At 70.5% G+C, this 24,960-nt stretch carries 1 protein-coding gene (only partly in view); it reads right to left on the reverse strand.

The window, feature by feature from the left end:
- On the reverse strand, window positions 1-24,842 hold the 5' portion of the coding sequence (locus ACFP3H_RS24615; protein WP_378609486.1) for a non-ribosomal peptide synthase/polyketide synthase. Its footprint begins 19,810 nt before the window's first position; the window shows 24,842 of its 44,652 coding nt (coding positions 1-24,842); its start codon is at window positions 24,840-24,842; its stop codon lies beyond the left edge, outside the window.
- Window positions 24,843-24,960 lie beyond the last annotated feature (118 nt).

Consider the following 24,960-nt stretch of genomic DNA (forward strand, 5'->3'; position numbering starts at 1 on the left):
AGGGCGAGCACGTGTTCGGTGGGGCTGATCTCGAACAGCGCGGCCCGGAACGGCACCTCGGTGGTGACGTCGAACGCGGTGCGGACCAGCTCCGAAAGGCGTTGCGGCAGTTCGGCGGCGGTGGTCTCGATCGGCGCGAGGTCGGGGATGACCTTGCCGGTCGGGACGATCACCTGGTATCCGGCGCCGTTGAACACCGCGCTGTGGCCCTGGGTCTCGGCGTCGCCGGTGTAGACCGGGTAGTAGCTGCGCAGCGATTCGTGGCGGGCGAGCACGTCGGCCACGGCCACCTGGAGCGCCTGCCGGTCGAGCAGGCCCGAGAGGCGGACGGCGGCGGGGATGTTGTCCACCGCGGACTCGGGGTCGAAGCGGTTGAGGAACCACATGCGCTGCTGGGCCAGCGACAGCGGCACCCGCTCGGGGCGCTGCTGGGGCACCAGCGGCGCGCGGCGATCGGCACCGGAGTGCGTCTCGGCGCGGGCGGCCAGCGCGGCGACGGTGGAGGCTTCGAACAGTTCGCGCACACCGATATCGGTGTCGAGGGCGGCCGAGAGGCGGGCCGCGACCTGGGTGGCGGTGAGCGAGTTGCCGCCGAGGGCGAAGAAGTCGTCGTCGAGGCCGACCCGGTCCAGGCCGAGCACGCCCGCGAAGGTGGCGGCGACGATCTCCTCGACCGGGGTGGTCGGGGCGCGGAACACCGCGGCCTCGAACACCGGCGCGGGCAGCGCCTTGCGGTCGAGCTTGCCGGAGGCGTTGAGCGGGAACTCGTCCAGGACGATGATCACCGCGGGCACCATGTAGGCGGGCAGGTTGTTGCCCAGTTCCTCGCGGGCGTCCTCGATGTCGACGGTGCGCCCGGTCGCCGGGATCACGTAGGCCACCAGCTGGTCGCCGGTGTGCTGGTCGCCGCGCACGACGACCACCGACTGGGCGACCTCGTCGAGGCCGGTCAGCGCGGACTCGATCTCGCCGAGTTCGATGCGCAAACCACGCAGCTTGACCTGGAAGTCGGTGCGGCCCAGGTATTCCAGCTCGCCGGACTCGGTCCAGGCGACGAGGTCACCGGTGCGGTACATGCGTTCGCCGTCGGTCCCGAACGGGTCGGCTACAAAGCGGTCGGATGTGAGGTCGGGGCGGGCGACGTAGCCGCGCGCGAGCTGGGTGCCCGCGAGGTAGAGCTCACCCGCGACACCCACCGGGACGGGGCGCAGACGCGAATCCAGCACGTAGACAGCGGTGTTGAACACCGGCGCGCCGATCGGCACGGTGTCGGTGTCGGCGTCGGTGACCTCGTGGAAGGTCACGTCGACCGCGGCTTCGGTGGGGCCGTAGAGGTTGTGCAGCGCGGCGCCGGTGAGCTCGCGCAGGCGGTGCGCGGGCTTGGGCGGCAGGGCCTCACCGGAGGCGAAGACCATCCGCAGCGACTCGCAGCGCGCGGCCGCCGCGTCGGCGACGAACACCGCGAGCATGGACGGCACGAAGTGGGTGACGGTGACGCCCTCGGCGCGAATGATCTCGGCCAGGTAGGCGGGATCGCGGTGCCCGTCGGGCTTGGCGACGACCAGGCGAGCGCCGATCTGCAAGGGCCAGAAGAACTCCCACACCGACACGTCGAACGTGGCGGGCGTCTTCTGCAACACCACATCGGCGTCGGTGAGGCCGTAGGCCTCCTGCATCCAGACCAGACGGTTGACGATCGCCCCGTGGCTGACCGCCACACCCTTCGGACGACCCGTCGAACCCGACGTGAAGATCACATACGCGGTGTTCTCCGGCCGCAGCGGCATGGTGCGCTCGGCGTCGGTGACGCGGGTGTCGGTGTAGCCGTCCAGGTCGAGCAGGTCGATGCGGACCTGGGCGGTGTCGATCTCGAGATCGGTGCCCGAGGTGAGCACGCACACCGGATCCGCCGTCGCCAGAATGTATTCCGTGCGCTCGGCCGGGTGATCCGGGTCGAGCGGCACGTACGCGCCACCGGCCACGCTCACCGCGTACATGCCGACCACCAGGTCGATCGAGCGGCGAATGCCCAGGGCCACATAGGTTTCCGGGCCGACACCGCGGTCGATCAGCCAGCGCGACAGGCGGTAGACCCGGCGGGCGAACTCGGCGTAGGTGAGGCTCTCGCCCTCGAAGGACAGGGCGATCGCCTGCGGGGTGCGCGCGACCTGTGCCTCGAACAGCGAGACGAGGGTGGCCCGCTGGTCGAGTTCATGTGCGGTCGAGTTCCACTCGCGCACAACCAGTTCACGTTCGGCGGCGTCGAGCAGTTCGATATCGCCCACGGCGACCGTCGGTTCCGCAGTGATGGCGGTGAGTACCCGGATGAGGCGTTCGGCGATGCGGCGCACGGTGGCCGCGTCGAACAGGTCGCTGAGGTATCCGGCGCGGATGCGCAGCTGGGTGTCGAGCTGGGCGATCAGCGACAGCGGGTAGTGGGTGGCGTCGGCGGCTTCCAGCCCGGTGACGGCCATGCCGTCGATGTCGGCGGCCTGGGCCTTGATGCCCTCGGCGTCGACCGGGTAGGACTCGAAGACGACCAGCGAGTCGAACAGGCCGCCGATGCCCGCCGCGGACTGGATCTCGGCGAGGCCGATGTAGTGGTGGTCGAGCAGGTCGGCCTGCTCGCCCTGGGTGCGGGTGAGGACCTCGCGCACCGATTCGGCGGCGTCGAAACGCACACGGACCGGGACGGTGTTGATGAACAGACCGACCATGGATTCCACGCCCGAAAGCTGCGCGGGACGACCGGAGACGGTGGTGCCGAAGAGCACGTCGTCGCGGCCGGTCATCCGGCCGAGCACGATCGACCAGGCCACCTGGAGCACGGTGTTCGGGGTGACGCCGAGGTCGGCGGCCAGCGCGACCAGGCGCGCGGTGGTCGGCTCGTCGAGTTCGAAGAGGTATTCGTCGGACAGGGCGGCGATCTCGCGGCTCGCGTCGGGGCGGGCCAGCAGGGTCGGTTCGGTGACGCCGCGCAGGGCGTCGGACCAGGCCGCGACCGACACCGAGTGATCCTGGCGGGCAACCCAATCCAGGAAGTGGCGGTAGGAGCGGACGGCGGGCAGCGCGCTGGCGTCGCCGTGCAGGGCGTAGAGGGCGAGCAGGTCGCGCATGACCAGCGGCGTCGACCAGCCATCGAGCAGGATGTGGTGGTTGGACACCGCGAAGCGCCACTCGTGCTCGGCGACCTGGATCAGCGTGAAGCGGATCAGCGGCGGGTCGGCCAGGTCGAAGCGGGCGGTGCGGTCGGCCTCGACGAGGTCGGCGTACGCGCCCGTTTCGGTGCGGTCGTGTTCGGCCCAGGCCACGCGGGTGGTGTCGAGGACGACCTGCACGGCATTGCCGTCGTGGTCGGTGACGAACGCGGTGCGCAGGGTTTCGTGGCGGTCGAGCAGGGCCTGGGCGGCGGCGCGCAGACGGGTGGCGTCGACGCGACCGGTGAGGGTGAGGACGGCCTGGGCGGTGTAGACGTCGACCGAGGTGGCGGCCAGGCGGGCGTGGAAGAACAGACCGGCTTGCAGCGCGGCCAGCGGCCACACCTGGGTCAGCGCCGGGTAGCGCTTCTCCCAGAGGTCGATATCGGTCTGGGTGGAGCGCACGAGGGCGAAGTCGGACGGGGTGTGCCCGCCCGCGTCGGCCGAGTTGGCGTGCCGGGCAACGGCTTCCAGCGCGGTGATCCACAGGTCGGCGAATTCGCGGACCTCGGCTGCGGCGAGCAGGGTGCTCGGGTAGCCGATATTGGCGCTGAGCTTGTCGCCGACGACGATCGCGTTGACATCGAGGGGCGCCATAGCGGGCATGTCGGTGTCGTAGGCGCCGCCGAGCGCGGCCAGCTCGGGTGCGGGGATCCAGCCGAAGCCGCGCAGGGCATCGGGCACATCGCTGTCGGCGACCCGACCGAGGTAGTTGAAGCTGATCTGGCCGGGCAGCTGCGTGGGCAGTTCGGCGGCGGTCTCGGCGTTCATGTACCGCAGCAGGCCGTAGCCGATGCCCTTGTCGGGCACGGACAGCAGCTGTTCCTTGACCGCCTTGACGGCCTGACCCAGTGCGGGACCACCGGCGAGGGCGGCGTCGAGGTCGATCCCGGCCAGGTCCAGGCGCACCGGGAAGATCGCGGTGAACCAGCCGACGGTGCGGGACAGATCGGCGCCGGGCGCGACCTCTTCCTCACGGCCGTGGCCTTCCAGGCGCACGAGCAGGGCGTCGTTGTCCGCGCCCGTGCCGGTGCGGGTCGAACGCCACTTGGCGGCGGCCAGCGCGAGCGCGGTGAGCAGGCCGTCGTTCACGCCGCCGTGGAACAGGGCGGGAACGGTGGTGAGCAGGGCCTTGGTGACCTCGGCGGACACCTCGACCGACAGCTTCTCGACCACACCGGAGACGTCGACGGCCGGGTCCATGGGCCGCTCGGTGAGCAGCGGATCCGGGGTCGCGACAACCTCACGCCAGAAGTCGAGTTCGGCGGCGCGCTCGGGGCTCTTGGCCTCATCGGCCAGTGCGTGCGCCCACGCCCGCATGGAGGTCGCGGGGGCCACGAGTTCGGGCTGCTGACCTGCGGAGAGCTGACCCCAGGCGGCGACGAAGTCGGGCACCAGGATGCGCCAGGAAACGCCGTCGACCACGAGGTGGTGAGCGACCACGATCAGCCTGCCCGCGCGCGGGGCGCTGGACACGACGGTGACAGAACCCTCTCGGCCACCGGCCGCGGTCTCGCTGGAATCGGTGCCAACGCCAACCTGCGCGGCGCCCACTTCAGCGGCACCCGCCTGCGCGGCGTCCGCAGCAGCACCCGAGCGCGCGGCTCTGTCGGCGGCGTTCGTATCCGGCTCGAGCCAGACGAAGCGCACGACCACACCGTTGGCGGGGTCGAGGCGGTTCAGGCTCGCATCCAGTGCGGCGGAGGCGATGTCGACCAGTTCGGCTTCGGTGGAGTTCGGGTCGAAGCTGGTGTGGTCGATCAGTTCGGTGGCGTCGATCGTGCCGGTGGGGGCGGTGGTGACGACCCAGCGGCCGTCGACCTGATGCAGGCGCGAGCGCAGCATGTCGTGGCGGTCGATGACCGCGCCGACGGTGGCGGCGATGCCGGCGCGGTCGATGCCGACCGGGAGTTCCAGCGCCATGGTCTGGTTGAACCGGCTGTAGGAGCCGGGACGCTCGGCCATGAAGCGCACGACGGGGGTCAGCGGCATGTCGCCGACGCCGCCACCGGGCAGCTCGGCCAGGGTGATCGCGGAAGCCGCTGCGACGTCGGCGGTTTCGGCGACCGAGGCCAGACCGGCGACGGTGCGCTGTTCGAAGACGTTGCGCGGGGAGAACAGCACGCCGCGCGCCTTGGCGCGGGAGACGAGCTGGATGGAGACGATCGAGTCGCCGCCGAGGGCGAAGAACGAATCGTCCACACCGACGCGCTCCACGCCGAGGACCTCGGCGAAGACCTCGGCGATGGTCTGCTCGATCGGGTTGCGCGCGGCCCGGAAGGTGACCTCGGTGGCGAACACCGGTTCGGGCAGGGCCTTGCGGTCGAGCTTGCCGACGGGGGTCAGCGGCACCCGGTCGATCACCATGATCGACGAGGGCACCATGTACGCGGGCAGGCGATCTTCGACGTGCGCGGTCAGCGCGGCGATGTCGATCGAATGACCCGGCGCGGCAACCACATACGCGACCAGCGAGACCGCGCCCGCGGTGCTCTTGTGGCCGAGGGTGGTGGCGAAGTCGACGGTCTCGTGCGAGGCCAGGGCGGAGTCGATCTCGCCCAGTTCGATACGGAAGCCGCGGATCTTGACCTGGAAGTCGGAGCGGCCGACGTACTCGACGGTGCGCTCGGCGGTCCACCGGACCACGTCACCGGTGCGGTACATGCGCTCGCCCGGCACGAACGGGTCGGCGACGAAGCGGTCGGCGGTGAGTCCGGCGCGGGCGTGGTAGCCACGGGCCAGCTGGATGCCCGACAGGTAGAGCTCACCCGCGACACCCACCGGAACGGGCTGGAGCTGGGCGTCGAGGATCAGCGACCGCATGCCACGGGTGGGGCCACCGATGGTGACCAGCTCGCCCGGCACCAGCGGCGCGCTGATGTTGGTCATGATCGTGGTCTCGGTGGGGCCGTAACCGTTGTGGAAGGCGCGAGTTGTGCCGTCCGCCAACGGAACCGCCCACTTGCTCACCAGATCGGCGGGCACCGCCTCACCACCGGCGACGAGCACGCGCAGCGAGTCGAGCCCGCTGGGGTCGAAGGTGGCCAGGGCGGCCGGGGTGATGAAGGCGTGGGTGACCCGCTCGGTGCGGATCAGCTCGGACAGCTCCTCGCCGCCGTACACACCCGGCGGGACCACGACCAGCGCGCCGCCACGGGCCAGCGCCAGCAGCAGTTCGAGGATCGAGGCGTCGAACGAGGGCGAGGCGAAATGCAGTGCGCGCGTGTCGGAGTCGAGCCCGTAGCGCTGCGCCTGCTCCTCGCCGAAGTTGGCGAGACCGGCGTGGGTGACGACGACGCCCTTGGGGACGCCGGTCGAGCCGGAGGTGTAGATGACGTAGGCGGGCTGCTCGGGGGTGGTCGCGCGGACGAGCTCGTCGTCGGCGATCGGGCCACCGTCGAAGCCGGTCAGGTCCAGCTCGTCGAGCACGAGCCAACCGGTTGCCGAGGCATCGGCGGTCGCACTGCTACGAGGAACGTCGGATTTCTGTTCCCCGACAGCAGTTTCGATCGAGGCGTCACCCGCAGTACGCGGCGCGATGTCGGGCAGGCCGTCCAGCACCGAGGAGACCGTGAGGCCCAGTGGCGAGCCGGAGTCGGTGACCATGTGGGCGATGCGGTCGGCGGGGTAGGTCGGGTCGACCGGGACGAAGGCGGCGCCGGTCTTGGCGACGGCCCACGCGGCGAGCACCGAGTCGGCCGAGCGCGGAACGCCGATCGCGACGAGGTCCTCGGCACCGATGCCACGCTCGATCAGCAAGCGCGCCAAGCGGTTCGAGCGCTCATCCAGCTCGGCGTAGGACAGAGCTGTCCCCTGGAACACGACGGCGGGACCGTTCGGGTTCTGGGCGACGGCCTCGGTGAGCAGGTGGCGCAGGGTGCGCGCGGGCACCGGCGGTTCGCCGACCCGGAAGACCAGATCGGTGCGCTCGGCGGCGTCGAGCACGTCGATGGCGCCGATCGTGATGGCCCCGTCGGCGGCGATCGCCTCGAGCACGCGCTGCCAGCGGGTGGCGATGGCGGCGACGGTGTCCTCGTCGAACAGTTCGGTGGCGTAGTTCAGGGCCAGCGCCATCCCGCCGTGGCCGGGTTCGCCCAGCTCGGAGAGGGTGAACTGCAGGTCGAAGCGGGCGATGCTCTCGTCGAGGTCGAGCGCGGAGACGGCGAGGCCGGGCAGTTCGAGGGTGGTGCGGTCGAGGTTCTGGAAGGCCAGCATCACCTGGAACAGCGGGTTGCGCGACTGCGAACGCTCGGGCGCCAGCAGTTCGACCAGGCGCTCGAAGGGCACGTCGGCGTTGCCATAGGCGTCGAGGTCGGCCTTGCGGGCCTGCTCGAGCAGGTCGGTGAACGACTCGGCCGGGCGTACACCGGTGCGCAGGACCAGGGTGTTGACGAACATGCCGACCAGGTCGTCGAGCGCCTGCTCACCACGGCCCGCGATGGGGGTGCCGATGGCGATGTCGTCGGAGCCCGACAGGCGGGCCAGCAGGACCGCCAGCGCGGTGTGCATGACCATGAACAGCGACGCGCCCTGGCGGCGGGCGAGTTCGTCGAGTGTGCCGATGAGCTCGGGCGAGAGCTCGCGGTGCACGGTGGCGCCGTGGTGCGAGGCGATGGCCGGGCGGGGGCGGTCGAAGGGCAGGGTGAGCTCGTCGGGGATGCCGGCGAGCTGGGTCTGCCAGTAGCCGACCTGGCGCGCCATCAGCGAGTCGGTGTCGTCCTCGGTGCCGAGGACGGCGCGCTGCCAGATGGCGAAATCGGCGTACTGCACCGGCAGCGGCGCCCAGTTGGGGGCGCTGCCCTGGGCGCGGGTGGTGTAGGCGCGCATCACGTCGCGGGTCAGCGGCGCGATGGAGAAACCGTCCGCGGCGATGTGGTGGACCACGACCACGAGCACGTGCTCGGCGGCTGCGGCGCGACCGGTCGGCCCGGACTCGTTCGCCGGACCGCTGTCGGGCTGAGCCACCCGGAACAGTCGGGCGCGCAGCGGAACCTGTTCGGCCACATCGAATCCAGTGGACACGAACTCGGTGACGGTCGCGAACAGCTCGTCTCGCGACACGGTGACCGGGCGCAGATCCAGCGAGATGTGCTCGGCCGCAACCACTTGCTGCACGGGCGTGCCGCCGTGCTCGGGGTAGCGGGTGCGCAGCGACTCGTGCCTGCGGACCAGGTCGGCCAGCGCCAAAGCCAGTGCCTCGGTGTCGAGTTCGCCGGTGAGGCGGATCGCGACGGGCAGGTTGTAGGCGGCGGAGGTGGTGTCGTACTTGTTGAGGAACCACATGCGCTGCTGCGCGAACGACAGCGGAACCAGTTCGCCCTCGACCCGCTCGCGGGCCACCAGGGCCGCGCGGGCGATGCCGCCGGTGTGCGATTCCACCCGGGCCGCGAGGGCTTCCACGGTGGACGCCTCGAACAGCGCGCGCACCGGCACCGTGGCGCCGAGCGCCGCGCCGATCCGGGCGACCACGCGGGTGGCGATGAGCGAGTTGCCGCCGAGGTCGAAGAAGTCGTCGTCGACGCCGACCCGGTCCAGGCCGAGCACATCGGCGAAGACCGCGGCCACGGCCTCCTGCACGGGCGTGACCGGGGCACGGAAGGCCCGCGCCTGCACGGCGGGGGCGGGCAGCGCGCGACGGTCCAGCTTGCCGTTGACCGTGAGCGGGATCCACTCGAGGCGCACGAGCGCGGCGGGCACCATGTAGGCGGGCAGCTGTTCGGCCGCACCGCTGCGCACTACATCGAGATTCGGTTCGACCTCGCCGTCGGCGACCACGTAGGCGACGATCCGCTGGTCACCCGGCTGATCCTCGCGCACGATGACCGCGGCCTGGGCGATGCCCGGCTGGGCCAGCACGGCCGCTTCGATCTCTCCGAGTTCGATGCGGAAACCGCGCACCTTCACCTGGTCGTCGGCGCGCCCGAGGTATTCGAGCTCGCCGAAGCGGTTCCAGCGCGCGAGGTCGCCGGAGCGGTACAGCCGCGAACCGCCCTGGCTCGGGCCCGCGAGGGGGTTGGCGACGAAGCGGGTGGCGGTCAGGTCGGGGCGACCGAGGTAGCCGCGCGCCAATTGCGGTCCGGCGACATACATTTCGCCCGCGACACCCACCGGCACCGGCCGCAGCCGGTTGTCCAGCACGTACACGCTCAGACCCGCGATGGCCCGGCCCACGACCGAACCGGCTGCGGCGGCAATGGTTTTCGCGTCCAGCGCGCGGAACGACACGTGCACCGTGGTCTCGGTGATGCCGTACATGTTGACCAGCGTCGGCGAGCTGTCGCCGTGCCGGGCGACCCAGTCCGAGAGGCGGCGCAGTTCCAGCGCCTCGCCGCCGAACACCACGTAGCGCAGCGCGAGCGGTTCGAGGTCGGGTCCGGCGTTGCGGTCGGCCTCGGCCAGCTGGTAGAACGCCGACGGCGTCTGGTTGAGCACCGTGACCTGCTCGACCCGCAGCAGTTCCAGGAACTGTTCGGGCGAGCGCGAGGTGTAGTAGTCGACGACGATCAGCGACCCGCCGAACAGCAGCGGACCCCACAGCTCCCACACCGAGAAGTCGAACGCGTAGGAGTGGAACAGCGTCCACACGTCGCGCGGACCGAAACCGAAGTCGCGATCGGTATTGGCGAAGAGGCGCACCACATTTCGGTGCGCGACCGCGACACCCTTGGGGCGGCCGGTCGAGCCGGAGGTGTAGATGACGTAGGCGACATTGTCCGGCGAGAGCGGGGCCAGCCGGTCGGCGTCGGTGATCGGGGCGTCGTCGGCGTCCTCGATATTGCCGGTCTCCACGGCGAACCCGTCGAGCACCACCGAGGGCAGGTGCGACGGAACCCTCACCTGCACCGTCGAATCCAGCACCACGCTGGTCGGGCGCGAGTCCTCGAGCACGTAGGCGATGCGCTCGGCCGGGTAGGTCGGATCGACGGGCACGTAACCCGCGCCGGTCTTGACCACCGCGAGCAGCGCGACCACCAGGTCGAGCGAGCGCGGCAGGATCACCGCGACCAGCGACTCGGGGCCAGCGCCATCGTCGATCAGCCTGCGCGCCAACACATTCGCGCGCCGGTCGAGTTCGGCGTAGGTCAGCGACTCGACCCCGAACTTGGCGGCGATGCGGTCGGGGTAGGCGGCGGCCGCGGCGTCGAACAGGTCGACCAGGGTCGTGTGCTTGTTGCCGAACAGGCCGCGCCGGTAGCCGGCGGGGGTGCTGGCGTCGTGGATCACGGGCAGACCGATGGCGTCGGTGCCCGAGGACACCCAGCGCTGGGCCACATCGCGCTGTTCGGCCTCGCCGAGCAGGTCGATGTCGCCGACGATCACGTCCGGGTTCTCCGCGACGGTGCGCAGGATGCGGACCAGACGCTCACCGAAGGCGGTGACGGTCTCGGCGTCGAACAGATCGGTGGCGTAGTTCCACGACAGGGCCAGCGAACCGTCGGCGGCCTCGCCCACGGTGAGCTGCACGTCGAACTTCGCGGTGCCGGGGTCGAAGTCGACCACGTCGAGGTCGAGGCCGGGCAGCGCGATGGTGCCGGTGTCGGCGGCGGTGGCCGCCTCGAAGGTCAGCGCCACCTGGAACAGCGGGTGGTGCGCCTGCGACCGGGTGGGGCTGAGCACGTCGACCAGGCGCTCGAAGGGCACGTCGGCGTTGGCGAAGGCCGACAGGTCGACCTTGCGGATCTGGTCGAGCAGCTCGCCGAAGCTCGCGCTCGAGTCGACCTCGCTGCGCAGCACCAGGGTGTTGACGAACATGCCGACCAGGTCGTCGAGCGAACGCTCACCACGGCCCGCGATGGGGGTGCCGATGGCGATGTCGGTGCTGTTGGACAGGCGCGCGGCCCAGGTGGCCAGGGCCGCGTGCATCACCATGAACAGGGTGACCCCGCGCGCGCGGGCGATCTCGGTGAGCGCGTGGTGCAGCTGCGCGTCGACCGAGAAGCGGTGCAGGTCACCGGCATTGGTGGCGATCTCGGGGCGCGGGCGGTCCGCGGGCAGTTCGAGCTGGTCGGGCAGATCGCGCAACTGCTCGGTCCAGTAGGCGAGCTGGTTGGCGGCCACGGAGTCGGGGTCGGACTCCGCGCCGAGGACCTCGCGCTGCCACAGGGTGTAGTCGGCGTACTGGACCTCGAGCGGGGCCCAGGCGGGGATCTCGCCGCGGGTGCGCTCGGTGTAGGCGATCACGACATCGCGCAGCAGCGGACGCAGCGAGAAGCCGTCGCCGCTGATGTGGTGCAGGACGAGCACGGCCACGTGGGTCCGCTCGTCCACGCGCAGCAGGCTCGCGCGGAACGGGACCTCGCGGGTCACGTCGAAGTGCACGCTCGCCAGTTCCACGACCCGCGCGACCACGTCGGCGGCGGCCACGGGCTGCGCGGGCAGCGCGAACCGGACCTCGTCGGCGGGCAGGACCTGCTGGTAGCCGGCGCCTTCCTCGACGGCGCCGGAGGTGACATCGGCGGCCGGGTAGTAGGTGCGCAGCGACTCGTGGCGGGCCACCACATCGGCGATGGCCGCTTCCAGCGCGGCGACGTCGAGGTCACCGGTGAGGCGGATCGCGACGGGGATGTTGTTGACCGAGGTGCGGTTGTCGAAGCGGTTGAGGAACCACATCCGCTGCTGGGCCTGCGACAGCGGCACCAGCTCGGGACGCGGGCGCGGGGCGAGCGGAACGCGGCCGCCGCGACCGGTGTGGGTCTCCACGCGGGCCGCCAGCGCGGCCACCGTGGACGCCTCGAACAGCGCGCGCAACGGCACCTGGGTGTCGAGGGCCTCCGACAGGCGCGCCGCGACGCGGGTGGCGACGAGCGAGTTGCCGCCGAGGGCGAAGAAGTCGTCGTCGAGACCGACCTGGCCGACGCCGAGGACCTCGGCGAAGGTGGCGGCCACGATCTGCTGCACCGGGGTGACCGGCGCCTGGAAGGTGCGCGCGGCGAACACCGGCGAGGGCAGCGCCTTGCGGTCGAGCTTGCCGGAGGCGTTGAGCGGGAACGCGTTGAGCACCACGTACGCGGCGGGCACCATGTAGGCGGGCAGCTCGGCGCCGAGCGCGTCCTTGACCGCGTCGGTGTCGACGGTGGCACCGGTCTGCGCGATGACGTAGGCGACCAGCTGATCGCCGGTGTGCTCGTCGGCGCGGACCACGACCACCGACTGGGCGATCGCGGGCAGCGCGGTGAGCGCGGACTCGATCTCACCGAGTTCGATGCGCAGACCGCGCAGCTTGACCTGGAAGTCGGTGCGGCCCAGGTATTCCAGCTCGCCGTGCTCGGTCCAGGTGACGAGGTCGCCGGTGCGGTACATGCGCTCACCCGGGGTGAACGGGTCGGCGACGAAGCGATCCATCGTCAGGTCGGGGCGACCCACGTACCCGTGGGCCAGCTGCACGCCCGCGAGATAGAGCTCACCCGCGACACCCACCGGAACGGGCCGCAGCCGCGAATCCAGCACGTACAGGCGGGTATTGAACACCGGCGCGCCGATCGGCACCGTCTCGGTGTCGGCGTCGGTGACCTCGTGATAGGTCACGTCGACGGCGGCTTCGGTGGGGCCGTAGAGGTTGTGCAGTGCGGCGCCGGTCAATTCGCGCAGGCGCTGCGCGGTCGGTGCGGGCAGACCCTCACCGGAGGCGAACACATTGCGCAGCGAAACGCACTCGGCGGCCAGCGGTTCGGTGACGAACACGGCCATCATCGACGGCACGAAGTGCACCGTGGTGACCTGCTCGGCGGCGATCAGGCGGGCCAGGTAGGCCGGGTCGCGATGACCGTCCGGCTTGGCCACGACCAGGCGCGCGCCAACCTGCAAGGGCCAGAAGAACTCCCACACCGACACGTCGAAGGTGGCGGGGGTCTTCTGCAGCACCACGTCGTCGGCGGCCAGCCCGTAGGCGGCGTGCATCCACACCAGGCGGTTGACGATCGCGGCGTGGCTGACCGCGACGCCCTTGGGGCGACCGGTCGAGCCGGAGGTGAAGATGACGTAGGCGGTGTTGTCCGAGCGCAGCGGCCGGTGCCGGTCGGCGTCGGTGAGCGGTTCGGCGGACTGGCCCGACAGGTCGAGCTCGTCGATGCGCACCTCGGACCCGCCCGCACCGGGCAGGCTCTCCCCGGAGGTGAGCACGCACACCGGCAGCGCGGTCTGCAGGATGTGCTCGATGCGCTCGGTCGGGTGATCGGGGTCGAGCGGCACGTAGGCGCCACCGGCGGCGGACACGGCGTACATGCCGACCAGCAGGTCGATGGAGCGCCGCATACCAAGGGCCACATACGATTCCGGGCCCACACCGGCGTCCTTGAGCCAGCGCGCCAACTGACGCACCCGGCCCGCGAACTCGGCGTAGGACAGACTCGTCCCCTCGAACGTGAGCGCGATCGCGTCGGGAGTCCGCGCGACCTGGGCCTCGAACAGGGCGTAGAGGGTGGCCGGATCGTCGTCGCTGGGGGTGCTGAGCGCGGCGTCGACGGCGAATTCGGTGTCGTTCCAGCGGTCGAGGACCAGCGAGCGTTCGGCGGAGTCGAGCAGTTCGATGTCACCGACGGCGATCGACGGGTCGACCACGACCGCGGTGAGCACGCGCAGCAGCCGCGCGCCGAACATCGCGGCGTAGTCGGCGTCGAAAAGGTCTGTCGCGTAGACGAGTTCGGCGTCCATGCGGTTGTCGTCGTCGGCCGGGACCTCGCTGAGCGCGAGCTGCAGGTCGAACTTGGCGACGTGCTGGTCGATGCCGAGTTCCGACACGGTCAGGCCGGGCAGTTCCAGGGTGGTGCGGCCCAGGTTCTGGAACGAGAGCATCACCTGGAACAGCGGGTGGCGCGACTGCGAGCGGGCCGGGTTGAGCACCTCGACCAGGCGCTCGAACGGCACGTCGGCGTGCGCGAAGGCGGCCAGGTCGTCCTCGCGGACCTGCGCGAGCAGGTCGGTGAAGCTGGTCGCGGGGTCCACCGCGGCGCGCAGCACCAGGGTGTTGACGAACATGCCGACCAGGTCGTCGAGGGCCTGCTGACCGCGACCGGCGACCGGGGTGCCGATGGCGATGTCATCGGTGCCCGACAGGCGCGCGAGCAGCACGGCGAACGCGCTGTGCACCACCATGAACAGGGTGGTGCTGTGCTCGTGGGCCACCTGGTTCAGGGCCGCGACCAGCTCGCCCGGCACCTCGAAGCGGTGCGTACCGGCCTGGTAGCTGGCCTGCGCGGGCCGCGACTTGGCGCCAAGACGCAGCTCGTCCGGCAGGTCGGCCAGCGCGCCGCGCCAGTGGTCGAGCTGCTCGGAGATCAGCGAGGTGGGGTCGGTCTCGTCGCCGAGGATCTCGCGCTGCCACAGCGCGTAGTCGACGTACTGCACCGCCAGCGGCGGCCAGCCCGGCTCGGCCCCGGCGGTGCGGGCCACGTAGGCGGTCATCAGGTCGCGCACCAGCGGGCGCAGCGAGAATCCGTCGGAGGCGATGTGGTGGACCACCATCACCAGCACGTGCTCGCGCTCGCCCAACTCGTAGACCCGAAGGCGCACAGGGGAATTGGCGGTGACGTCGAAACCGCGGCTGGCGAACTCGTAGAGCGAGCTGGCCATATCGGTCTCGTCGGCCTCGATCAGCTCTACCTCGGGCATCGAGCCCGCGGCCGAGAGGACCTTCTGGTAGGCCGTGCCGTCCTGCGCGGTGCCGCGCGTGGACTCGGGCGCGACGAACACGGGGTAGATCGTGCGCAGGGTCTCGTGCCGCGCGATGACATCGGCGACCGCGCCGCGCAGGGCGGGCAGGTCGAGCAGGCCCTGCAGGCGGACCGCGACCGGGATGTTGTAGGTGCCGGTGTCGGTGACGTCGAAGCGGTTGAGGAACCACATGCGCTGCTGCGCGAGCGACAGCGGCGGGAACTCCGGGCGCGGACGGGCCGTGAGTTCGGCGCGCTGACCGGTGCCGGCGTGCGATTCCACGCGCGCGGCCAGCGCACCGACGGTCGGCGCCTCGAACAGGGTGCGCACGCCGACCTCGGCGTCGAGCGCCGCGCTCAGCCGGGCCGCGACCTGGGTGGCGACCAGCGAGTTGCCGCCGAGGGCGAAGAAGTCGTCGTCCACGCCGACGCGTTCGGCGCCGAGCAGATCGGCGAAGATCTCGGCCACGATCTCTTCGATCGGGGTCGAGGGCGCCCGGAACACCTTGGCCTCGAACACCGGCGCGGGCAGCGCCTTACGGTCGAGCTTGCCGGAGGCGTTGAGCGGGAAGGCATCCAGGACCACCAGGGCCGAGGGCACCATGTAGGCGGGCAGCTCGGCGGTGATGCCCGCCTTCACCGCCGCCACGTCGACGGTCGAATCCGCTTCGGGCACAAGGTAACCGACGAGCTGGTCACCGGAGTGCGCGTCGGAGCGCACCACCACGACCGACTGCGCCACACCCGGCTGGGCCAGCAGCGTCGCCTCGATCTCGCCGAGTTCGATGCGCAGACCGCGCAACTTCACCTGGAAGTCGGTGCGGCCCAGGTAGTTCAGTTCGCCGTAGGAGGTGCGGCCGGTCGAGGCGTCACACGGGACCGAGGTCCAGGTGACGAGGTCGCCGGTGCGGTACATGCGCGAACCGGCCGCGCCGTACGGGTTGGCGACGAAGCGGTCGGCGGTGAGATCGGCCCGGTTGAGGTAGCCCACCGCGAGCTGATCGCCCGCGAGATAGAGCTCTCCCGCGACACCGGGGGCCACCGGATGCAGGCGCGAATCCAGCACGAACACCTTGGTGTTCCACACCGGACGGCCGATCGGCACCGACTCGGTGTCGGTGTCGACGACCTCGTGATAGGTCACGTCGACCGCGGCCTCGGTGGGGCCGTACAGGTTGTGCAGGCGCGCGCCGGTCAGCTCGCGCAGGCGCTGCGCGGTCGGGGCGGGCAGCGCCTCACCGGAGGCGAACACCTGCCGCAGGCGCACCGCGCCACCGTTGCCGTTGCTGCCCAGCGTCGAGACGAACACCGACAGCATCGACGGCACGAAGTGCGCGGTCGTGATGGCCTGCTCGGCGATGATCTGGGCCAGGTACATCGGGTCGCGGTGGCCGTCGGGCTTGGCCACGACCAGGCGGGCGCCGGTCTGCAAGGGCCAGAAGAACTCCCACACCGACACGTCGAAGGTGGCCGGGGTCTTCTGCAGCACGGCGTCGGCGGCGTCGATCGGGTACTCGTGCTGCATCCACAGCAGCCGGTTCACGATCGCCGCGTGATCGACCGCGACACCCTTGGGGCGACCGGTCGAGCCGGAGGTGAAGATCACGTAGGCGGTATTGGTGGCGCGCAGCGGACGCACACGTTCGGCGTCGGTGATCGGCGCGCCACTGAAATCGGCAGGCGAGAACAGGCTTTCGACCGTGGCCACGGTGACGCCCTCGGCCTCGAACGCGTCGCGACGGCTGGTGAGCACCAGGCGCGGCTGGGCGGTGTCGAGGATGTGGCCGATGCGGTCGGCGGGCTGGTCCGGGTCCAGCGGCACGTAGGCCGCACCGGCCTGGAGCACCGCGTACATGGCCACGACCAGCTCGGTCGAACGGCGAATAGCCAGTGCCACATGCGAACCGGGGCCCACACCGTCGGCGATCAGGCGGCGCGCGATGCGGTTGGCCCGCTCCTGCAGCTCGCGGTAGGACAGTTCCTCGTTCTCGAAGACCAATGCGACCGCGTCCGGGGTCGCCTCGACCTGCGCGTCGAACAGCGACACCAGGGTGGCGTGCGGGACGGCGGTGGCGGTGTCGTTCCAGTCGACGAGGACCTGCGCGTGCTCCTCGGGCGCGAGCAGATCGATATCGCCGACCATCACCTCGGGATCGGCGACGATCGCGGCGAAGATGTTGTCGAGCCTGCGCGCGAACGCGGCGACGGTCGACTCGTCGAAAAGGTCCAGCGCGTAGGAGAACTCGGCGGACATGCCGCCGGCTTCCCCGTCGGTGTCCTGCACCTCGGTGAGCGTGAGCTGCAGGTCGAACTTGGCCAGCTGGGCGTCGTAGTCGATGCCGCTGACCGACAGGCCGGGCAGTTGCAGCGAGGCCTGCTTGGTGTTCTGGAACGACAGCATCACCTGGAACAGCGGGTGCCGCGCCTGCGAACGGGCCGGGTTGAGCACCTCCACGAGGCGTTCGAAGGGCACGTCGGCGTGGGCGAAGGCCTGCAGGTCGGTCTCGCGGGCCTGGTCGAGCAGGGTCGCGAACGGGGTGGCGCCCTCGACCTGCGAGCGCAGCACCAGGGTGTTGACGAACATGCCGACCAGGTCGTCGAGGGCCTGGTCGCCACGGCCGGCCACCGGGGTGCCGATCGCGATGTCGGTGGTGCCGGATAGGCGGGCCAGCAGCACGGCCAGCGCGCTGTGCATGACCATGAACAGCGAGGCGTTGTAGCGGCGGCCCAATTCGACCAGGGCGCGCTGGGTCTCGCCCGCGATCACGAAGCTGTAGGTGCCGCCGCGGTAGGAGGCGGCGGGCGGGCGCGGGTGATCGGCCGGGAGCACCAGCTCGTCGGGCAGATCCGCGAGTTCCTTGGCCCAGTAGTCGATCTCGGAGGAGATCAGCGACTGCGGGTCGTCCTCGGAGCCGAGGACCTCGCGCTGCCAGAGCGCGTAATCGGCGTACTGGACCGGCAATTCGGCCCAGGTCGGCGCCTCCCACGAGGTGCGCGCGGCATACGCCATGATCACATCGCGCGACAGCGGCGCCATCGACCAGCCGTCGGCGGAGATGTGGTGCACCACCATGCCGAGCACGTACTCCGACTCGGAGACCTCGAAAAGCCGCGCGTGCAGCGGCACTTCGCTGGTCACGTCGAAGGCCATCGACGCCAGGTCGATCAGGTGATCGATGAGGTTTTCCTCGGTGACCCGGTACGGGGTGAGGTCGGGCACGATCTGCGCGGCATCGAGCACCACCTGCACGGGGCCGCTGCCGGAATCGGGGAACACGGTGCGCAGCGACTCGTGGCGATCGATCACGTCGATCACCGCGACCTGCAGCGCGGCCACGTCGAGATCGCCGGACAGGCGGATCGCGACGGGGATGTTGTTGACCGCCGAGGCGGTGTCGAAGCGGTTGAGGAACCACATGCGCTGCTGCGCCAGCGACAGCGGCACCCGATCGGGCCGTTCGCGCGCGACCAGCGCCTTGTGGGCGCCGTCGCCCGCCTGCGACTCCACCCGCGCGGCCAGCGCCGCGACCGTGGACGCCTCGAACAGCATCCTGATCGGCACCCGGGTGTCCAGGGCGATACCGACGCGCGAGACCACCTGGGTCGCGATGAGCGAGTTGCCGCCCAGTTCGAAGAAGTCGTCGTCGACGCCGATGCGCGGCAGGCCGAGCACGTCGGCGAAGATCTGCGCGACGATCTGCTCGATCGGCGTTGTCGGAGCACGGAATTCGCGCACCTCGAACACCGGCGCGGGCAGCGCGCGACGGTCCAGCTTGCCGTTGACGGTCAGCGGGATGGCGTCGAGCTGCACGAACGCCGAGGGCACCATGTAGGCCGGGAGCTGGTCACCGGCGAGGCGGCGGACCTCGTCGAGGTCGAGCGCGCCCTGTTCGGCGACGACGTAGGCGACGATGCGCTGGCCGCCGGGCTGGTCCTCGCGCACGATGACCGCGGCCTGGGCGATGCCGGGTACCGCGAGCACGGCGGCTTCGATCTCGCCGAGTTCGATGCGGAAACCACGCACCTTGACCTGGTCGTCGGCGCGGCCGAGGTATTCGAGTTCGCCGAAGCGGTTCCAGCGCGCGAGGTCACCGGAACGGTACAGGCGGGCACCGTCGCCGACCGGGCTCGCGACGAAGCGGGTGGCGGTCAGGTCGGGGCGGCCGAGGTAGCCGCGCGCGAGCTGCGGGCCCGCCACGTACATCTCACCGGCCACGCCGATCGGGACCGGCCGCAGTCGCGCGTCGAGCACGTACACGCTCAAACCGGCGATGGCGCGACCGACGATCGAACCCGAGGCCGCCGCAATGGTTTTCGCGTCCAGCGCGCGGTAGGACACGTGCACGGTGGTCTCGGTGATGCCGTACATGTTGACCAGCATCGGACCGGTGGCGTCGGGTCCGTGGCCGTCGCCGTGGCGCTCGACCCAGTCGTTGAGGCGGCGCAGCTCGAGCGCCTCGCCACCGAACACGACGTAGCGCAGGGCCAGCGGCTCGACCATCGGTCCGGCGTTGCGGTCGGCCTCGGCGAGCTGGTAGAACGCCGACGGCGTCTGGTTGAGCACGGTGACGCGCTCGGTGCGCAGCAGGTCGAGGAACTGTTCGGGCGAGCGCGAGGTGAAGTAGTCGACCACCACGACGGTGCCGCCGAACAGCAGCGGACCCCACAGCTCCCACACCGAGAAGTCGAAGGCGTAGGAGTGGAACAGGGTCCACACGTCGTCGGGTCCGAAGCCGAAATCGCGATCGGTATTCGCGAAGAGGCGCACCACGTTTCGGTGCGCGACGGCCACGCCCTTGGGCCGACCGGTGGAGCCGGAGGTGTAGATGACGTAGGCGACATTGTCCGGTGAGAGCGGAGCCAGCCGGTCGGCGTCGGTGATCGGGGCGGCGTCGACCTCGTCGAGCTCGCCGAGCACCAGCACGGGCAGACCCTCGGCCAGTTCGACCTCGGTGTCGGCGTCGATCACGACACTGGTGGGCCGGGAGTCCTCGAGCACGTAGGCGATACGCTCGGCCGGGTAGGTCGGATCCACGGGCACATAGCCCGCACCGGTCTTGACCACCGCGAGCAGCGCGATGACCAGGTCCAGCGAGCGCGGCAGGATCACCGCGACCAGCGACTCCGGGCCGGCGCCGTCGGCGATGAGCTTGCGCGCCAAGGCATTCGCGCGCTGGTCCAGCTCGGCGTAGGTGAGCGACTCGGTGCCGTAGCGGGCGGCGATATTGTGCGGGTGCGCCGCCACCGCCGACTCGAACAGGTCGACCAGGGTGACCTCGCGGTCGGCGAAGCGCCCGGTGCCGCCGTCGGGCGCCGAGCTCACCCACCGCTGCTCCACGTCGAGGCGCTCGCCCTCTTCCAGCAGGTCGATATCACCCACGGGCAGCGACGGGTCGCCGGTGATGGCGCGCAGGATCGAGACGAGCCGGTCGGCGAAGGACTGGACCGTCTCGGCGTCGAACAGGTCGGTCGCGAACTGGGCGACCACGGCCAGGCCCTGCGGCACACCGGTGCCGCTGTGCTGTTCGGTGATGGTCCACTGCAGGTCGAACTTGGCGATGTCGACCGCGAGTTCGTCGGCGCTGACCGTGAGGCCGGGCAGCTCCAGCTCACCGTGCGACATCTCCTGGAACGACAGCATCACCTGGAACAGCGGATGCCGCGCCTGCGAGCGCGTCGGGTTGAGCACGTCGACGAGCCGCTCGAAGGGCACATCGGCATTGGCGAACGAGGCCAGGTCGGTCTCGCGGGTGCGGGCCAGGAACTCGGCGAACGACAGGCCGGGGTCGACATCCGAGCGCAGGACCAGGGTGTTGACGAACATGCCGATCACGTCGTCGAGGGCCTGCTCACCACGGCCCGCGATCGGGGTGCCGACCGCGATGTCGCGGGTGTTCGACAGTCGCGACAGCAGCACCGCCAGCGCGGCGTGCAGCACCATGAACAGCGTGACGCCCTCGGCGCGGGCCAGGGCGTTGAGCTGCGCGTGCAGCTCGGGTTCGATACCGAAACCGAGCTGGGCGCCACGGAAACTCTGCTGCTGCGGGCGAATTCGATCCGCGGGCAGGTCGAGCTGATCGGGCAGGCCGTCCAGCGCGTGGCGCCAGTGGGTGATCTGGCGGGCGGCGATCGACTCAGGATCGGCTTCGGAGCCGAGCAGTTCGTGCTGCCACAGGGTGTAGTCGCGGTACTGGATCGGCAGCGGCTGCCACGCCGGCAGCTCCCCCGCCGCGCGCGCCAGGTAGGCCGAGGCGACATCGCGGGCCAGCGGACCGAAGGAGAAACCGTCGGCCGCGATGTGGTGCACGACGAAGGCGACGGCGTATTCCGGTGTGCCGGCGCCGTGACCGGCGGGCTCGGAGGCGGTAGCGGAGCGTGACCACGCAGAGCCCTCGGGAGCGGCGCCGTTGGACTCAGCGGTTCCGCCGGTGACCTGGAAGATCCGCACGCGGATCGGCAGTTCGAGGGTGACGTCGAACCCGGTGGAGGCGAAGGCGACCAGCTCGTCTTGGAGCAGCGACGCGTCGATCGGGGTGACCGTGATGCCCAGATCGAACTCGTCGGGGCCCAGCACCTGCTGGTAGCCGCCGTCGGCGTCGGGGAAGATCGTGCGCAGCGATTCCTGGCGCGCCACCACATCGTCGAGCGCGGTGATCAGGGCGTCGACATCGACGCTGCCCTTCATCTTCACCACGAACGGCAGGTTGTAGGTGGGCGCGGCGGGGTCGAACTGATTGATGAACCACATGCGCTGCTGCGCGAGCGAGAGCGGCACCTGATCGGTGTGCGGCAGCGCGACCAGTGGCGGACGCGCGGCGGAAACATCGGCGGGCGTGGCGGATTCGGCCCGCGCGGCCAGTCCGGCCACGGTCGGGGTCTCGAACAGCGCGCGCACGCCGAGCTGGATGCCGAAGGCGGCGCCGATGCGGGCCACCACCTGGGTGGCGACCAGCGAGTTGCCGCCCAGTTCGAAGAAGTTGTCGTCGGCGCCGACCCGGTCCTGGCTGAGCACGTCGGCGAAGATGCCCGCCACGATCTGCTCGGCCGGGGTGCGCGGGGCACGGAAATCGCCTGCGGCGGCCGTGAAGACGGGCTCGGGCAGGGCCTTGCGGTCGAGCTTGCCGGAGGTGTTGAGCGGGAACGCCTCGAGCACCATGATCGAAGCGGGCACCATGTAGGCGGGCAGCTTCTCGGACACGAAACGGGTCAGCGTCACCGGGTCGGCGGACTGGCCCGGCGCGGGCACGATGTAGGCGACGAGCTGCTGGCCGGTCGCGGTATCGACCACCAGCACCGCGGCCTGGCTCACGCTCGGGTGCGCGAGCAGGTCGGTCTCGATCTCGCCGAGCTCGATGCGCTGGCCACGGAACTTCACCTGGAAGTCGGTGCGGCCGATGTACTCCAGCACGCCGTCGGCGTTCCAGCGCACCAGGTCGCCGGTGCGGTACATGCGTTCGCCGGGGGCCCCGACGGGGTTGGCGACGAAGCGATCCGAGGTCAGGTCGGGGCGGCCGCGGTAGCAGCGCGCCAGCTGACGGCCCGCCAGATACAGCTCACCCGGGGCGCCGATCGCGGCCGGACGCAGGCGCGAATCCAGTACGTAGACTTCGACATTCCACTCGGGGATACCGATCGGCACCTGGGTGGTGTCGGCCTCGGTGGCCTCCCAGTAGGTGACCGACACGGCGGCCTCGGTGGGGCCGTAGAGGTTGTGCAGACCGGCGTCGGAGATCGCGCGCAGACCCGCGGCGGTCTCGGGCGGCAGCGCTTCGCCGATGACGAAAACCGCACGCAGCGTGGCACATTGGGCCCGCGTGGCGTGGGAGACGAACACGGTGAGCATCGACGGCACGAAGTCGGTGACCGTGACGCCGTGGCGTTCGATCATGTCCGCCACGTACAGCGGGTCGCGGTGCCCGTCCGGGCTGGCGATGACGAGCTTGGCACCGACCATCAGCGGCAGGAAGTAACCCCACAGCGACACGTCGAAGGTGGTGGCGGTCTTCTGCAGGTAGACGTCATCGGCGGTCAACCGGTACTCGTCGAGCATCCACAGCTCTTGGTTGACGATCGCGTGATGGGTGACCGCCACGCCCTTGGGTCGACCGGTCGAGCCGGAGGTGTAGATGACGTAGGCGGTGTTGTCCGGGCGCAGCGGGGCCAGCCGATCGGCATCGGACAGAGCTGTGGCGTCGAAACCACTCGTGTCGAGTCGATCCAGCTCCACGCGCGCGACCGAATCGGGCAGATCGAGATCGTCGGCGGTGGTGGTCAGCACGCAGACCGGTGCCGCGGACTCGAGGATGTAGGCGGTGCGATCGGCCGGGTGATCCGGGTCGATCGGCACGTACGCGCCACCGGCCCGCAGCACGGCGTGCATGCCGATGACGAGGTCGAGCGAGCGGCGCATGCCCAGCGCCACCAGGGACTCGGGACCGACACCGTCGGCGACCAGGTACCGGGCCAGGCGATTCACCTTCGCGCCGAACTCGGCGTAGGTGAGGGTCTCGCCCTCGAAGTCGAGCGCGATGCTGTCGGGGGTCAGCGGGATCTGGGCGTCGAGCAGCGCGGGCAGGGTGGTCGCGGGGACCTCGTGCGCGGCGTCGTTCCACTCGGTCAGCGAGCGTTCCAGCTCGGCCGTGCCGGTGACGGGCAGCTGCCACACCGGCAGCTCGGCCTCGGCGGCCAGGAACCGTTCGAAGAACTCGAGGAAGCGCCCGTGGTGGGTTCGCGCCTCGTTCTTCGAGTACAGGTTGGGGTTGGTCTCGAAGTCGATGTGAGACCGGGTGCCGCCCAGGGACTGGTAGAAGTTGACGCCCAGATCCTCGATGCTGCCGGTGGACAGCACGTTGAGCGTGCCCTCCATGTCACCGAAGCGCAGGTGGTTGTCGAACAGCATGATGTTGACCCACGGGCCGAAGAACTCCGTGGAGACCATGCCGTCGCCCGCCGAGTCACGGCGGATGTCCTCGTGGCGGTAGCGCTGGTGGCGCAGGGCGCCGGAGACCTCGGTGGTCACCGCGCGCAGCAGCTGCGCGACGGTCGTGTCGTGGCCGACCTGTAGTCGCAGCGGCACGATATTGGAGGTCGCGCCGCCCGAGCGACGCATCGCCGCGGTGGTGCGGGCGGTGACCGGCAGGCTGAGGATGACGTCTTCAGTGCCGGTGATCTGGGCCAGATACGCGGCGAAACCGGCGATCAGCAGCGGCGCGGCGGTGCTGTCGTGGCGGGCGATCGCGGCGGTGAGCAGCGCGTCCTGATCCGAACTCAGGGCCGCGCTGGTGACGTCGTTGACCGGCGAGGGCGGGGCCGAGCGGCCGGTGAGGCTGCTGCCCTCCTCCAGCCCGGCGACGCGCTGGGCCCAGTGCTCCCGGTCCGACTGGAACCGGGTGCTGTCGCGGTAGGCCATTTCCGAGTCGTAGAGGGCCCGCAGGTCGGTGGCCTTGTTCGGCGAGACCTCGGTGCCGGTGACCGCGGCGGTGTAGTACTCGGCAGTGCGGTTGACGAAGTTGTTGGCGCCGAAACCGTCGAGGACGATGTGGTGGACGCGGGCGTACCAGTACCAGCGGTCCTCGGCGAGTTGCAGCGCGGCGGCCTGGACGAGTCGATCGGCGACGATGTCGAGCGGGCGGCTGTACTCCGCGCGCATCCACGCCTCGGCGGCGGCCTCGGGATCGGCCTCGCCGCGCAGGTCGACATAGATCAGGGTGTCGTCGAGGGTCGGGTCGACGGTCTGCCTCGGCTCACCGTCGATCTCGACGATGCGCAACCAGCCCGACTCGAGGTCGGTGGCCGCGTCGGCGCTCGCGCGCTCGAGCACGGCGACATCGAGGCGTCCACGCAGGTCGACGTACTGGGCGATATTGATCGGCACCTGTGGGTCGACGTGCTGCGCGTACCAGATACCCAGCTGTGCGGGCGAGAGCGGGAAGAACTCCGCAGAGCCTCCACGTCCGTCACCAGTTTCGCCGTTTCCGCCGAAATCCAGCCGGTCCAACCCAAACCTCGCTTCCGGAACACCCGGTAGGCGCTCCCCGACGACACCGGAACGCGGGCGCCAACCTATTTGCAGCGTGGCGCCCGCGTCTCGGGTTCAGTACTCGAATCAATCAGGC

The organism is Nocardia lasii, assembly GCF_042658545.1.
Taxonomy (GTDB): Bacteria; Actinomycetota; Actinomycetes; order Mycobacteriales; family Mycobacteriaceae; genus Nocardia; species Nocardia lasii.